Source organism: Kiloniella laminariae DSM 19542, from assembly GCF_000374005.1.
In the GTDB taxonomy this organism is placed as follows: domain Bacteria; phylum Pseudomonadota; class Alphaproteobacteria; order Kiloniellales; family Kiloniellaceae; genus Kiloniella; species Kiloniella laminariae.
This window is the reverse complement of the sequence record NZ_KB893134.1, coordinates 655,208-669,253: the sequence shown is the minus strand read 5'-3', so window position 1 is coordinate 669,253 and position 14,046 is coordinate 655,208. Positions and strand designations below refer to the sequence as shown.

Here is a 14,046-nt window from a genome sequence, read left to right as displayed (position 1 = left end):
AAATCTAGTTGCGCCCAGACAAGAGTCCCCTGGCAATCACCTGCGCCTGAATTTCTGCGGCCCCCTCAAAAATATTGAGGATCCGCGCATCACAAAGGACCCGGCTGATCTTGTATTCCTCGGCGTAACCATTGCCGCCATGAATCTGGAGAGCATTATCCGCATTGGACCAGGCTACACGCGCCCCCAAAAGCTTTGCCATGCCAGCTTCGATATCACAGCGGAGATCAGAATCCTTTTCCCTGGCTGCTGCATAGGTCAACTGGCGGGCAACCATGGTTTCCACCACCATCCAGACCAGCTTGCCGAACACCCGTGGAAAACTGTAGAGCGGCTTGCCGAACTGGATACGCTCATGGGCATATTGCATGCCCAGCTCCAGGGCGCATTGTGCTACCCCTACTGCCCGGGCCGCAGTCTGGATCCTTGCGGATTCAAAAGTCGCCATCAGCTGTTTAAAACCCTGCCCCTCTTCTCCTCCCAGCAGGTTCTCGCTCTTGACTTCAAAGTTATCAAAGCCAAGCTCATACTCTTTCATACCGCGATAACCGAGCACCTTGATCTCGCCCCCGCTCATCCCTGCTGCCGGAAAAGGGGCCTCTTCGCTGCCGCGCGGTTTTTCCGCAATGAACATCGACAGCCCTTTATAGCCGGGCTCGTCCGGGTTGGTCCGGGCCAACAAGGTCATGATATCGCTGCGCGACGCATGGGTAATCCAGGTCTTGTTGCCTGTGATGCGATAACAATCCCCGTCACGGATCGCCCGGGTCTTCAAGGATCCGAGATCTGATCCCGTATTCGGCTCTGTAAAGACCGCAGTTGGCAAGATTTCACCCGAGGAAATCCGCGGCAACCATGACTGTTTTTGTTCCTCGGTTCCCCCCAGACGAATCAATTCAGCCGCAATCTCAGACCGCGTTCCAAGTGAGCCCAGACCAATATATCCGCGGGAAAGCTCTTCGGTTACAACACACATGGCCAGCTTGCCCATCCCCAGCCCGCCATATTCCTCGGGTACGGTGAGGCCAAAGATGCCAAGTTCAGCCAGTTGCTCAACCACCTCAATCGGAATGAGCTCATCCCGAAGATGCCAGCCATGAGCCGCATCCTGATAATCATCGGCAATCTTGTGAAACTGGCCGCGGATCATCTCCAGCGTTTCATCACCAAGACCCGTGGCTCCGAAGTGTCCAGTTTCGAGACTGTTCGCCAGATATCCCGACAACGCCTTGCGGTTTTCGACTGTGTTTCCCTGTGCAATCAGAATTTTGACCGCCTCGCTTTCAAAGGTGGCAACCTGTTCTTCTGAAAGCCCCATGTCGACCGGGCGCAAAACTTCGACCTGGCTGATGGCAATCCCGCCACTGATCTGCGCAAGATATTCGCCAAAGGCAATTTTCAGCAGCAGCGCTTCGAGTTCCCGAAAGCTCCCTACTTCCTCCAGTTTCCGCGCCCAGTTCAGCAATGTATCCAGCGCCGCAACATAGGTTGCCATCCAGGCCAGACCATGTGCTGCAAACTGCTGTTCCTCCAGCAGTTCAGAGCTGATGCGCCCCTCCTGCTTGACCAGACCAGCAACAGACTGCTTCGCCTCTTCCAACAAAACGGTGGCAGCAGCGACAGCCTTCTCGCAGCGGGAGAACAGCAGCGGATCATGAGACATCATTTGGAACCTTTTAACACGCAGGATAATGAAACTGTGACACGGGGACAGCGTGGGTTCCGACAGGGGCGTTCTTACAACAGCAGGTTATAGGAACGGCTTTGCAACCATCCGGGAGTTCGAGACCCCCGAACAGATACAATCCCTGTCGGCAACCGGCGAAGGCCTAGCCTTCAACCACGTCTTCCAGCGTACGCAAGCCCGGACGCTTTGACTGCACCAGCACAGCCATATTCCCGGGTTTGTGCTGATTATTGAGCATTTTGGTATGCGCGCGCGGGATATCATCCCAGGAAAAAACCTCGGACATACAGGGGTCGAGACGCTGTTCAATCACCAGCTGATTTGCCTGCGACGCCTGTTTCAGATTGGCGAAGTGGCTGCCCTGAATACGTTTTTGCCGCATCCAGACAAAACGGGCATCAAAGGTCAGGTTAAAACCGGTTGTTCCGGCACAGAAAACCACCATGCCCCCGCGCTTGACAATGTTGCAGCTGACCGGAAAGGTCTGCTCCCCGGGATGCTCAAAGACAAAATCGACATCATTCCCCTTGCCGGTGATATCCCAGATCGCCTTGCCGACCTTGCGGACTTCCTTCATGTAGTCTTTGTAACCCTCAACGTCGTTGACTTCAGGCAAGCGTCCCCAACAGTCAAAATCGCGGCGGTTGATAACGCCCTTAGCGCCGAGGGAAAGCACAAAATCTCGTTTGGTTTCATCCGAAATCACTCCAATGGCGTTGGCGCCTGCGGTGGCAATCAACTGGATTGCCATGGAACCCAGCCCCCCCGAAGCCCCCCAGACCAGAACATTATGGCCCGGCCGGAGAATATGGGGTCGATGACCAAAAAGCATGCGATAGGCGGTTGCCAGGGTCAGAGTGTAACAGGCGGATTCTTCCCAGGTCAGGTGACGGGGACGATGCATGAGCTGCTGGGACTGGACTCTTGTAAACTGGGCAAAAGAACCATCTGGCGTTTCATAACCCCATATACGCTGGGAGGGAGAAAACATGGGATCGCCGCCATTACACTCCTCATCGTCCCCGTCATCCTGATTACAGTGAACCACAACCTCATCACCCACCTTCCAGCGGGTAACCTTGGCACCGACTGCCCAGACAATCCCTGATGCGTCAGAACCGGCAATATGATAGGGTTCTTTGTGGACATCGAACACGGAAATCGGCTTACCCAGTCCGGCCCAGACGCCGTTGTAGTTAACCCCTGCCGCCATAACCAGAACCAGAACCTCGTTGGTTTCCAGTGTGGGGACATCAACCACTTCAACCTGCATCGCCTTTTCCGGCTCGCCCTGACGCTCCCGCCGGATTGCCCAGGCATACATCTGTTTCGGCACATGTCCCATAGGCGGGATTTCACCAACTTCATAGAGATCTTTTTTTTCCTGATGGACAGTAAGGTCCACTACTTTAGCTGTATCAGTCATCTTGAGCCTCATCCCCGTTCCAGCCGCCTTGTGACGGTCTTCAGATTTCTTCGGATGGCGGTAGGTCTGTCGCCGCTTGAAAACAAGCTTAGCTGGGGCTTGTTTTTTTTGCAATGCACAATTGTTATAATTTTGCTATAGATTAATAAATAAAGAAACTTTATGTCTATATGTAACATTAATGTAGTCTATAACGATAAAATCAGGGAAAAATCCTGATATCGACAGAACAGGAAAAATGATCATGAACGCAAGTGCAGCAAAACCTGAGTCCCGCGATAAACCCTGGCTCTTTCGCACCTACGCCGGACATTCAACTGCTGCCGCTTCCAATGCGCTCTACAAGACAAATCTGGCCAAGGGGCAAACCGGGTTATCCGTCGCTTTTGACCTCCCGACCCAAACCGGATACGACTCCGACCACCCTCTTTCAAAAGGCGAGGTCGGAAAGGTTGGCGTACCGATCTCCCACCTTGGCGATATGGAAACGCTCTTTACCCAGATCCCGCTGGATCAGATGAACACCTCCATGACCATCAACGCCACGGCCCCCTGGCTGCTGGCGCTTTATATCGCCTGCGCCGAAAAGCAGGGACTGCCCCGCGACAGCCTTTCCGGCACGACCCAGAACGATCTGATCAAGGAATATCTTTCACGCGGCACCTATATCTTCCCGCCGCGGCAATCCATGCGACTAATCACGGATGTCATTGCCTTCACCTACACAGAAATTCCCAAATGGAATCCGATGAATGTCTGCTCCTATCACCTTCAGGAAGCAGGCGCGACACCGGTACAGGAGCTTGCCTATGCCCTGGCGACCGCGATTGCGGTTCTCGATTCGCTCAAGACTGCCGGACAGGTACCCGACAAGGATTTTGCCCGGGTTGTCGGACGCATATCCTTTTTTGTGAATGCCGGCGTCCGCTTTGTCACCGAGCTGTGTAAAATGCGGGCCTTCACCCGCCTTTGGGATGAGATCTGCCGCGAGCGCTATGGTGTTGAAGAAGAAAAATATCGCCGTTTCCGTTATGGCGTCCAAGTTAACTCTCTTGGCCTGACCGAGCAGCAACCGGAAAACAACGTTTACCGAATCCTTCTTGAAATGATGGCCGTTGTCCTCTCGAAAGATGCCCGAGCCCGCGCTGTTCAGTTACCCGCCTGGAACGAAGCAATGGGGCTCCCTCGTGCCTGGGACCAGCAATGGTCTCTCCGGCTTCAGCAGATCGTCGCCTTCGAAACTGACCTGCTGGAATATGGTGATATCTTCAATGGTTCGGTTGTGATTGAAGCCAAGGTGGAAGAACTGATGCAGGAAGCGCGCGAAGAACTTGCCCGGATCGAGGAAATGGGCGGAGCGGTTGCTGCTGTCGAGAGTTCTTATATGAAAGGCAAACTGGTTGAATCCGCAGCCAGGAGATTTCGGGATATCGAAAGCGGCGATCTGACGGTTATTGGCGTCAACAAACATACCGAAACCGAACTGTCCCCTCTGACCAGTGGCGGGGACGGTGGCTATATGAAAATTGACGACAAGGCCGAAGCCGAACAGATCTCCCGCCTGAAGGAATGGCGGGAAAAACGCGATCAGCAGCAAGTCAAAAAATCTCTCGAAGACCTACAGGCAGCTGCGCGCGAAGGCAAAAACATCATGGAGAGTTCAATTGCCTGCGCCCATGCGGGTGTCACAACTGGCGAATGGGGTCAGGCCCTCAGGGAAATTTTTGGCGAGTACCGGGCTCCAACAGGTGTTGGTCGCGCCAGTGCAGTCAGCAATGACATCAACTCACTGACTGAAATTCGCCAAAAGCTTGACCAGGTCTCGGCGAAACTCGGACGACGCGCCAAGATTCTCGTTGGCAAACCCGGGCTGGATGGTCACTCCAACGGCGCGGAACAGATCGCTGTCAGGGCACGGGATGCCGGTTTTGAGGTGGTCTATGAAGGCATCCGCCTTACCCCGGCGCAGATTGTCAATGCCGCCCTGGAAGAGGATGTTCACATTGTCGGCCTCTCCATCCTGTCGGGATCGCACGGCCCCCTGGTTACAGAAGTCATTTCCCGCCTTAAGGTCGCCGGATTGCCTGACATCCCCGTCGTTGTGGGCGGTATCATCCCGCCCGAAGATGCCGCAGCCCTGCTCAAGGCAGGTGTCGCAGCCATCTATACGCCCAAGGACTATGACCTCACGTCCATCCTTGCTGATATTGTAACCATTCTTGATTCAACTGCCTCCAGGACCCAGAGCAAAGACACTGCCTTCTGATTATTTCCCCCCGGTAAACATTCTCATCACCCATTTGTGACTACTGATTGCCGAAAACATTTCCTATCTCTCAACTACAGAGTTATAGCGAACCATGTTTTGCCAACGGGCCAGAGAATGGTCGAAACCGCCGGATTGGATCAGATGCAATACAAAAATGATGCAGAACGCTATGGAGCTATCGCCAAGCTGTTGCACTGGTCCATGGCCCTGCTGATCATCACCCTGATCATTCTCGGGATCTGGATGGGAGAGCTTCCGCTCGGTCTTGACAAGGTTTGGTATTACAACCTGCATAAGTCCCTAGGATTGATCGTTCTGGCCCTGGCTCTGACCAGACTGGTCTGGCGCTTTTTGTCTCCGCCCCCGCCTCCGCTTTCCGGACAACCCGTTCTGGAAAAACTTGCAGCTCACGCCGTACACCTTGCGCTTTACGCAGCCTTCATCCTTCAGCCCCTGATCGGAATTGCCCATTCCGGGGCAAGCGGATATCCCATCGTGTTTTTTAACCACTACAGCCTGCCAAGTATAATTGAAGCCAACAAAGAACTTGCAGATCTTCTGGCCGCTTCCCATTTCTATATCGGCTGGGGTATCGCAGCACTGGTCCTTCTTCATGCCGGCGCAGCGCTCAAGCATCATTTTCTAGATAAAGACACAGTCCTGCTTCGCATGATGCCTTTTGGCAAACCGCGGAGCTGAACCCGACATTTTTTGAATCGAACCCGTCATGAAATTTCTATTTCGCGTTATTTTTTCAGTCGCCCTGCTGGTGTTTGGCATCATGTTTCTGGGCCGTTCCCACGCAGAAGCAGCAACGCTCTGGTCTGTGAAAAACGACCAGAGCCAGGTTGGCTTTGTTGCCAAACAGTCTGGTGCGGAAGTTCCTGGTGTATTTGAACACTACCAGGCCGAAATTACCTTCCACCCGGAAGAGCTCACAGACAGTCATATCCGTGTAGAAATCACGACCGAATCAGTCAACACCCAGTCTGGTGATCGGGATAAGCTGATCCGTTCTGATGCTTTTTTCGATTCCGCCGCGCACCCGAAAGCCATTTTTGAGGCCTCGTCTTTCGAACAGCTTTCCCCCGACAGCTTTGTCGCCCACGGCTCCCTGACCATGCGCGGCGTCACCAAAAAAATCGACCTGCCTTTCCAGGCCTCGGTTGAAGGCGACGAACTGCGAGCCCAGGGTGCGGCAGAAATCTCACGGCTGGATTATGGCATCGGCAACGGCCAATGGCTCGACACGGCAGTTATTGGCGAGATGGTCCGCATCACCTTTGCCATCGAAGGTATCGCAACAAAATAACAGGCAAGATTCTTAAGCAACCCTCTCTTCCCAACAGAGCAGGCCAAATTCAGGATTGTGACAGACGGACTTCCAACGCACTATGGCCCCTGAACTGGACCAGCCTTTAGGGAGTCTCCTGTGGCCTTTATGGATCGTGTAGCCAGTTGCCATACCTGGCAGCCGGAAAAATACCGCCCCTTTCTGATCGACGCAGAGATTTTTGGGCATATCACCCACGAGTTTGCTCAAAAACTTGCCAAATTCCCCCAAGTCTTTGTCGTAGATGAACAGCAGGTCACTCTTTACCCCAGCCTGCAAAGTTTTGATGACCGCACAGAAAAAGTTGAAAGCGTCATCCGTCAGCTCGTTGCTGAAGACAGCATTTCCCGCTGGCGGGATGAATACTATCCCGTAACCAACGACTGGAGCCAAACTCCGGTTATGAAGCTGGACCGTGGTGCTGCCGGGTATTTTGGCATCCGGGGATATGGTGTTCACGTCAACGGTCTGGTGCGCACAGCTTCAGGATTAAAGATCTGGGTCGGAAAACGCTCGCTCGACAAACCCAACGCGCCCGGCAAACTGGATCACATTGTTGCAGGGGGGCAACCTTTCGGGCTTGGTGTTTACGAAAACCTCGTCAAGGAAGCCGCTGAAGAAGCCGATATTCCAGAAACCCTTGTACAAAAGGCCAAACCGGCCGGGATCGTCTCCTACCGTTGCGCCCGTGAGGACGGCTTGCGCAATGACATCCTTTTTGTTTATGACCTCTATCTGCCTGAAGGCTTCATGCCCCGGAACACTGACGGTGAAGTTGAAGAGTTCTATCTCTGGCCCCTGGAACAGGTCATCGAGCGGATCAAAAGCAGTGACGACTTCAAATTCAATGTTAGTCTGGTCATTATCCACTTTCTGATTCGCGAGGGCTATATCACACCGGATGATCCGGATTACTGTTCCCTTGCTAGTGGTATGCAACGCCAGAGCATCTGAGCTCCCCCCCTGCACCCGAAGGTGCAAGAAGAACAAAGCCTCCTTGCAGAAAAAATCCGGTTTTTGGGTTTTCTCTGCCGCCCCTTTGCGCAATGATGCAATGCACAATTTTCAAAAACACACCGTCATCCTATAAAAACATCCAGCGCTGCGAGACAGTAAACACATGGAAACCTTTCTCAACGTCCTCATCGTTCTATCTCTTGCAGCCGTCCTGATCATCCTCTTCATCGGCCTCTTCACCATGGCCAAAGGGGGAGAGTTCAACAAAAACAACGCCAACCGCTTCATGCGCTACCGGGTTATTGCCCAAGGCATCGCTTTGCTGGTGCTCGTCCTCGCATTGCTGGCCAAAGGCAGCTGAGTAAAAGGAATCTTACGGATTTGTTCAATTCATCAAAAGCCAGTCGCAACGGTGATATCCTGAACAAAGATCTATAGGCTATGTTGTGATTTCATCTTGCAGAAGGTCTGAATTCGGCCCCTGCAGTACGGAGCCAAACCATAATGGTACAGTTGACACGAATATACACACGCGGCGGGGACAAGGGGAAAACATCTCTTGGTTCCGGGAAACGTGTCTTCAAGCATGATCTTCGTGTCGAGGCCTATGGAACTGTGGACGAAACCAACGCGATTGTCGGCCTGGTTCGCCTGCACACCGGGGGCTCGACTGACGCGCCGATTGATGCGATGCTCTCCCGTATTCAGAACGATCTCTTCGACCTGGGCGCGGATCTCTGCTGCCCTGAAGAAAAAGACCCTGCCTATCCCCCTTTGCGCATTACCGCCGAACAGGTCGCCAGGCTTGAGCAGGAAATCGACCAGATCAATGCCGACCTAGCACCGTTAAAATCATTCATTCTGCCTGGCGGTTCCGCTGCAGCAGCTTATCTGCATCAGGCGCGCACCGTGGCACGTCGTGCCGAAAGACTGGTGTCAGCCTTGATACAGGAAGAAGAAATCAACTCCGAAGGCCTCAAGTATATCAATCGGCTTTCGGACCTGTTTTTTGTTCTGGCCCGTCACGTCAATGACAACGGTGCCAGAGATGTGCTCTGGATACCTGGAGCGAACAGATGATCCGCCCCGAAAATTCTCCCGAATATTCTCAGCGAAAATTCTCAGGGAAAACTCGGGAAAAACTCGGTAGGCGGTCATTGACAGTGTATGCCGGCGGGCCTAAGGTTCCCGGCGACTGGCTGTAAGAGAGCAGAAATTTGATGGAAAAACCCACAGATCTGCTTAGGGAAAGCGTGATAATTAAGGATACTTCTCTATGAAAGTACTCGTCCCGATCAAACGTGTCATTGACGCGAACGTACAGGTTCGGGTTAAGTCGGACCAGACTGGCGTTGAACTCACAAACGTCAAGATGGCGATGAACCCGTTCTGCGAGATTGCGGTTGAACAGGCTGTGCGTCTGAAAGAAGCTGGCATTGCCAGCGAAGTTATTGTCGTTTCCGCCGGGCCTGCCCAGGCTCAGGAAACTCTCCGTACAGGTCTCGCCATGGGCGCAGATCGCGGCATCCACATCCAGAGTGATGAAGACCTTCAGCCGCTGGCTATTGCCAAGTTGCTCAAGGCTGTTGTTGCCAATGAAGATCCCGGTCTTGTCATCCTTGGCAAGCAGGCGATTGATGGCGACAACAACCAGACCGGACAGATGCTGTCTGCGTTGCTCGGCTGGTCGCAGGGTGCCTTCATTTCCGCAATGGAAAAAGACGGCGATCTGCTCAAAATCACCCGCGAAGTTGACGGCGGTCTGCAAAAGGTCAGTGTCAAGCTTCCATCCGTTCTGACCGTTGATCTCCGTCTGAACGAGCCCCGCTACGCTTCTCTGCCGAACATCATGAAAGCCAAGAAAAAGCCGATTGATGCAACAAGTCCGGCAGATCTCGGTGTAGAAGTTGCTCCACGCGTCAAAACGCTCAAAGTGACCGAACCACCTGCGCGTGCTGCCGGTGTAATTGTTGGCTCCGTTGCCGAGCTGGTCGACAAACTGAAGAACGAAGCAAAGGTGATCTGACGATGTCTATTCTTGTTATCGCCGAACACGACAATACGACGATCAAGTCCGCAACCCTGAACACAGTGACCGCAGCTGCTCAGCTCGGTGGTGACGTTCATGTACTGGTTGCCGGTTCCGGTTGCGCCGATGCAGGCGCTGCTGCTGCCAAGATCGCCGGTGTAGCCAAGGTTCTTGTTTCCGATGCCCCTGAATATGCTCAGGATGTCGCCGAAAACATTGCGCCGCTTATTGTCAAACTGGCTTCTGGCTACAGCCACATTCTGGCTCCTGCCACAACTTACGGGAAAAATATTCTGCCGCGTGCATCTGCCTTTCTTGATGTCCAGCAGATTTCCGAAATTTCCGCCATTGAAAGCGCTGATACTTTCGTTCGCCCGATCTATGCAGGAAACGCACTTGCAACCGTGCAGTCCAGCGATGCTATCAAGCTGATCACTGTTCGTGGAACCGCTTTTGAAGCAGCTGCGGACGAAGGTGGTTCTGCTGCAGTTGAGAACGTTGATGCAACCGGTGATGCTGGCCTGTCAACTTTTATTGGCCAGGAACTGACCAAATCCGAACGTCCGGAGCTCACCAGCGCTGGTGTTGTCATCTCTGGTGGCCGCGGCATGCAGAATGGTGAAAACTTTGCCATGCTGGAACGCGTTGCTGACAAGCTGGGTGCGGCTGTTGGTGCCTCGCGTGCTGCCGTTGATGCAGGCTATGTTCCCAACGACTATCAGGTCGGTCAAACCGGTAAGGTTGTGGCGCCTGACCTCTACATTGCAGTCGGGATTTCCGGGGCAATCCAGCATCTGGCCGGAATGAAGGACTCTAAAGTTATCGTGGCAATCAACAAAGATCAGGAAGCACCTATCTTCCAGGTGGCAGACTACGGTCTGGTTGCTGATCTTTTTGATGCCATCCCCGAGCTTGAAAAAGAACTCGGCTAGGGAGATTACCGTTCAAATTTGTTAATCTGAACGGTTTCAGTCGCTCTAAAATAATATCCTGCGGCAAGACGCTATCATCTGTGATAGCGTCTTGTTTCGGGAAGCAGATGTGGCAGGAAGGCCCATGACGAGTATGACAATTCAGGAAATCAAAACAGTCGGTATCATCGGCGCAGGCCAGATGGGTAGTGGGATTGCACATGTCTGTGCCCTTGCTGGCTATGATGTTCACATGGTCGATATCAGCCAGGAACAGCTGACCGGTGCCCTGAGTATCATTAAGAAAAACATGCAACGTCAGGCCTCCAAAGGAAAAATCGCCAAAGGCGAAATGGAAGCTGCCCTGCCCCGAATCAGAAATTCTGTTGAAATGGAAAGTCTGGCCCAGTGCGATGTGGTCATCGAAGCAGCAACAGAAAACGAAGAGATCAAAAAAGATATCTTTCGCAAAATCTGCCCTTTGCTGAAACCGGAAGCCATTCTCTGTTCCAACACCTCTTCCATTTCCATCACCCGTCTGGCTGCCGTTACCAAACGTCCCGGCCAGTTTATGGGCATGCACTTTATGAACCCCGTACCGGTGATGCAGCTGGTCGAGCTTATTCGGGGTATCGCAACCGAAGAGCCAACTTACCAGCTGATCAAGGACATGACTGCAAAGCTCGGCAAAACATCGGCTTCTTCCGAAGATTTTCCAGCTTTTATCGTCAACAGAATCCTTCTGCCCATGATCAACGAAGCGGTCTACACGCTTTACGAAGGTGTTGGCACCGTCGATTCCATCGATACCGCCATGCGTCTGGGGGCCAACCATCCCATGGGACCACTGGAACTTGCTGATTTTATTGGCCTGGACACCTGCCTTGCCATTATGCACGTCCTCTACGACGGCCTGGCTGATACCAAATATCGCCCCTGTCCCCTGCTGGTCAAATATGTTGAAGCAGGCTGGGTCGGCAAAAAAGCTGGCCGGGGCTTCTATGATTACGGTGGCGAGGTTCCCGTCCCGACCCGGTAATCTGACAAGCGGTCTAACAGTACAAAAAAGCCCGACGATCTTACTGATCTCGGGCTTTTTATCATCAGAATTTCACCTTGGTTAAATCAACGGCCTACTTTGTATAAAAGGTAATAAGTTTTTTTACTTCCGGCGCTGACCACTCAAACGGCCCGATCAAAGCACCGACAATCAACCCTTCCTTGTTGATCAAATAGGTAGATGGCAAACCTTTCAGGCCAAAGGCACGTGCAACCCTGCCTTTTACATCCACATAAGGGGGTAAATTTTTCAAAGCGTTATCGTTCAGGAAAGGTACTACCTGTTTAAGGCCGCCCCTGTCTTCAGACAAAGTAACAACCCGAAAGGAAACATTGCCAAGCTCGGCTTGCAGCTTGTCCAGATCTGGCATTTCCTTGATACAGGGAGGACACCATGTGGCCCAAAAGTTCAGAAGCAATACCTGCCCTTCAAAATCTTTTAGAGACCGAAGATTTCCCTCTTCATCCTCAAAGCTTTCGATCGGCACTGGCACAGGCGGATCGAACAGAGTAAAGTTCCCCTCGAGTCGCCCCTCCAGCGGGGGCTTGTTGGAAGTTTCGGCACTTGCCCCGGTTATCTGCAGGAACAAAACCGCCGAATAGAGCCCGATAAAAACTGAAAACACACGATAGGCGTAAGCCAAAGTCATAATATAAAGTCCATAAGTCGCACGCCTGAAAAGACGAAAGAGAACACCGTGTCAAATACCAAAACAGCCAGTGAAACCACAGCCAACGCCATGTGGGGCGGCCGCTTTACCGTAGGCCCCGCGGAAGTTATGGAAAAAATCAATGCTTCCATCGACTTTGACAAACGCATGGCTGCACAGGATATTGCAGGCTCCAAAGCTCACTGCGCCATGTTGGTTAAACAGGGCATCATTTCCCCTGAAGATGGCAAGGCAATCCTTGAAGGTCTAGACACAATTTTGCGAGAAATCCAGGAAGGACGTTTTACCTTCTCTGCTGCGCTCGAAGATATTCATATGAATGTCGAAAACAGATTGCGTGAATTGATCGGCGATGCAGCAGGCCGTTTGCACACCGCCAGATCCAGAAACGACCAGGTTGCAACAGACTTTAAACTCTGGGTTCGCGGTGCAATTGATGAGCTGGATAAACAGACCGGGCTGCTGATTGAGGCTCTGATTGATCAGGCCGAAAAAAACCACGACATAGTCATGCCCGGCTATACCCATCTGCAAGCAGCACAGCCAGTTACCTTCGGGCATCATATGCTCGCCTATGTCGAGATGTTTGGCCGGGATCGCAGCCGCCTGGTTGACTGCCGCAAGCGTCTGAATGAATGCCCCCTCGGTGCTGCAGCTCTGGCCGGAACATCCTTTCCAATCGACCGTCACGCTACGGCCACGGCTCTTGCATTTGATCGTCCGACCGCAAACTCCCTCGATTCTGTCTCTGATCGTGACTATGCTCTCGAATTCATGTCCGCCGGGGCCATCATGGCCATCCATCTCTCCCGCTTTGCTGAAGAACTGGTCATCTGGTGCTCTCAGGGCTTTGGATTTGTCACCCTCTCCGATGCTTTCACCACCGGCAGCTCGATCATGCCGCAGAAGAAAAACCCCGATGCAGCAGAACTGATCCGGGGCAAGGCCGGACGTGTTATCGGCTCGCTCAACACCCTGCTCGTCGTCATGAAAGGTCTTCCCCTGACCTACGGCAAGGACATGCAGGAAGATAAAGAGCCTGTTTTTGACGCTGCAGATACCCTGATCCTCTGCGTAACAGCTATGACTGGTATGGTTACCGATATGAAAGCCAACCGCGACAAACTGCATGCCGCCACTGCTGACGGTTTTCTGACAGCGACAGACCTGGCCGATTGGCTTGTGCGTGAACTTGGTCTCCCCTTCCGGGATGCCCATCACGTTACGGGTACGATTGTGAAGAAGGCAGAAGACAAAAAATGTGATATCAGTGAACTGGATCTTGCAGAAATGCAGTCCGTCGAGCCAAGGATCACACAGGAAATATTCCGTTTTCTTACCGTTGAGCAATCCACGCAGAGCCGCACAAGTTTTGGTGGCACCGCACCTGAAAATGTCAAGGCAGCGGCCAAAGCCGCCCGGGAGCGTTTTATCCGATGACCTATTCCTCAACAGGGAAAACTGTCTTTAGAGCCGGGATTTTCCTGGCGGGTTTGTTGCTCCTGGCCAGTTGTGGCAAGGTCGGCAAACTTGATCGGCCTGAGGGTGATTGGGACTATCCGGCACAGTATCCCTATCCTCCTTCAGTGACCCCTGCTACTTCCTCTGCTCCGGCACAGACTGTAGAAGAAGAGAACCTTCTGCCTCAGGGTTTGAATATCCGCAAAAATTCCCGGACCAAGACCACGACTTACGGAAACTGAT

At 52.8% G+C, this 14,046-nt stretch carries 14 protein-coding genes; 11 read left to right on the top strand and 3 right to left on the bottom strand.

Annotated elements, in window-relative coordinates:
• Window positions 1–4: 4 nt before the first annotated feature.
• Window positions 5–1,663 carry an acyl-CoA dehydrogenase family protein gene (locus B152_RS0103245; protein ID WP_020590948.1) on the bottom strand — a complete coding sequence of 553 codons (1,659 nt, stop codon included), beginning with the start codon at window positions 1,661–1,663 and terminating at the stop codon, window positions 5–7.
• A gap of 166 nt (window positions 1,664–1,829) precedes the next feature.
• Window positions 1,830–3,113 (bottom strand): crotonyl-CoA carboxylase/reductase, encoded by a 1,284-nt coding sequence (gene ccrA / locus B152_RS0103240; RefSeq protein WP_026261238.1) that lies wholly within the window; start codon window positions 3,111–3,113, stop codon window positions 1,830–1,832.
• Window positions 3,114–3,357: 244 nt separating this feature from the next.
• Between ccrA and B152_RS0103235 the strand changes: the two genes are divergently transcribed.
• From B152_RS0103235 to B152_RS0103195, 9 genes are all read left to right on the top strand, one after another.
• Window positions 3,358–5,379, top strand: coding sequence for a protein meaA (locus B152_RS0103235; RefSeq protein ID WP_020590946.1), 2,022 nt, complete (start codon window positions 3,358–3,360; stop codon window positions 5,377–5,379).
• 144 nt (window positions 5,380–5,523) lie between these two features.
• Complete coding sequence (locus B152_RS0103230; protein WP_026261237.1) at window positions 5,524–6,081, top strand: cytochrome b; 558 nt, start codon at window positions 5,524–5,526, stop codon at window positions 6,079–6,081.
• A gap of 28 nt (window positions 6,082–6,109) precedes the next feature.
• Window positions 6,110–6,694, top strand: coding sequence for a YceI family protein (locus B152_RS0103225; RefSeq protein ID WP_020590944.1), 585 nt, complete (start codon window positions 6,110–6,112; stop codon window positions 6,692–6,694).
• A 129-nt stretch (window positions 6,695–6,823) separates the two neighbouring features.
• A complete protein-coding gene (locus tag B152_RS0103220; protein WP_020590943.1) occupies window positions 6,824–7,669 on the top strand; it encodes an NUDIX hydrolase in 846 nt (281 codons plus the stop codon).
• A 166-nt stretch (window positions 7,670–7,835) separates the two neighbouring features.
• The gene (locus B152_RS0103215; protein WP_020590942.1) at window positions 7,836–8,033 is read left to right on the top strand and encodes a twin transmembrane helix small protein; all 198 of its coding nucleotides are present in this window, start codon (window positions 7,836–7,838) and stop codon (window positions 8,031–8,033) included.
• A gap of 143 nt (window positions 8,034–8,176) precedes the next feature.
• Window positions 8,177–8,752 carry a cob(I)yrinic acid a,c-diamide adenosyltransferase gene (locus B152_RS0103210; protein ID WP_020590941.1) on the top strand — a complete coding sequence of 192 codons (576 nt, stop codon included), beginning with the start codon at window positions 8,177–8,179 and terminating at the stop codon, window positions 8,750–8,752.
• 196 nt (window positions 8,753–8,948) lie between these two features.
• Window positions 8,949–9,698, top strand: a complete 750-nt coding sequence (locus B152_RS0103205) for an electron transfer flavoprotein subunit beta/FixA family protein (protein WP_020590940.1) — start codon at window positions 8,949–8,951, stop codon at window positions 9,696–9,698.
• Window positions 9,699–9,700: 2 nt separating this feature from the next.
• Window positions 9,701–10,633 carry an FAD-binding protein gene (locus tag B152_RS0103200; protein ID WP_020590939.1) on the top strand — a complete coding sequence of 311 codons (933 nt, stop codon included), beginning with the start codon at window positions 9,701–9,703 and terminating at the stop codon, window positions 10,631–10,633.
• A gap of 133 nt (window positions 10,634–10,766) precedes the next feature.
• A complete protein-coding gene (locus B152_RS0103195) occupies window positions 10,767–11,651 on the top strand; it encodes a 3-hydroxybutyryl-CoA dehydrogenase (protein ID WP_020590938.1) in 885 nt (294 codons plus the stop codon).
• 94 nt (window positions 11,652–11,745) lie between these two features.
• Here B152_RS0103195 and B152_RS22305 read toward each other — a convergent pair whose 3' ends face one another.
• Window positions 11,746–12,321, bottom strand: a complete 576-nt coding sequence (locus B152_RS22305; protein WP_020590937.1) for a TlpA family protein disulfide reductase — start codon at window positions 12,319–12,321, stop codon at window positions 11,746–11,748.
• Between the two features lie 48 nt (window positions 12,322–12,369).
• Here B152_RS22305 and argH point away from each other — a divergent pair, with 48 nt between their 5' ends.
• Window positions 12,370–13,782, top strand: a complete 1,413-nt coding sequence (gene argH, locus B152_RS0103185; protein WP_020590936.1) for an argininosuccinate lyase — start codon at window positions 12,370–12,372, stop codon at window positions 13,780–13,782.
• Window positions 13,779–14,045 (top strand): hypothetical protein, encoded by a 267-nt coding sequence (locus tag B152_RS0103180; RefSeq protein WP_020590935.1) that lies wholly within the window; start codon window positions 13,779–13,781, stop codon window positions 14,043–14,045. Before argH ends, B152_RS0103180 begins: the two co-directional genes overlap by 4 nt.
• Window position 14,046: the final 1 nt, after the last annotated feature.

Excerpts from the sequence above, each read along its gene's own strand:
- B152_RS0103245 (WP_020590948.1), bottom strand. The coding sequence starts at position 1,663 with ATGTCTCATGATCCGCTGCTGTTCTCCCGCTGCGAGAAGGCTGTCGCT.
- ccrA (WP_026261238.1), bottom strand. The coding sequence starts at position 3,113 with ATGACTGATACAGCTAAAGTAGTGGACCTTACTGTCCATCAGGAAAAA.
- B152_RS0103235 (WP_020590946.1), top strand. The coding sequence starts at position 3,358 with ATGAACGCAAGTGCAGCAAAACCTGAGTCCCGCGATAAACCCTGGCTC.
- B152_RS0103230 (WP_026261237.1), top strand. The coding sequence starts at position 5,524 with ATGCAATACAAAAATGATGCAGAACGCTATGGAGCTATCGCCAAGCTG.
- B152_RS0103225 (WP_020590944.1), top strand. The coding sequence starts at position 6,110 with ATGAAATTTCTATTTCGCGTTATTTTTTCAGTCGCCCTGCTGGTGTTT.
- B152_RS0103220 (WP_020590943.1), top strand. The coding sequence starts at position 6,824 with ATGGATCGTGTAGCCAGTTGCCATACCTGGCAGCCGGAAAAATACCGC.
- B152_RS0103215 (WP_020590942.1), top strand. The coding sequence starts at position 7,836 with ATGGAAACCTTTCTCAACGTCCTCATCGTTCTATCTCTTGCAGCCGTC.
- B152_RS0103210 (WP_020590941.1), top strand. The coding sequence starts at position 8,177 with ATGGTACAGTTGACACGAATATACACACGCGGCGGGGACAAGGGGAAA.
- B152_RS0103205 (WP_020590940.1), top strand. The coding sequence starts at position 8,949 with ATGAAAGTACTCGTCCCGATCAAACGTGTCATTGACGCGAACGTACAG.
- B152_RS0103200 (WP_020590939.1), top strand. The coding sequence starts at position 9,701 with ATGTCTATTCTTGTTATCGCCGAACACGACAATACGACGATCAAGTCC.
- B152_RS0103195 (WP_020590938.1), top strand. The coding sequence starts at position 10,767 with ATGACAATTCAGGAAATCAAAACAGTCGGTATCATCGGCGCAGGCCAG.
- B152_RS22305 (WP_020590937.1), bottom strand. The coding sequence starts at position 12,321 with ATGACTTTGGCTTACGCCTATCGTGTGTTTTCAGTTTTTATCGGGCTC.
- B152_RS0103180 (WP_020590935.1), top strand. The coding sequence starts at position 13,779 with ATGACCTATTCCTCAACAGGGAAAACTGTCTTTAGAGCCGGGATTTTC.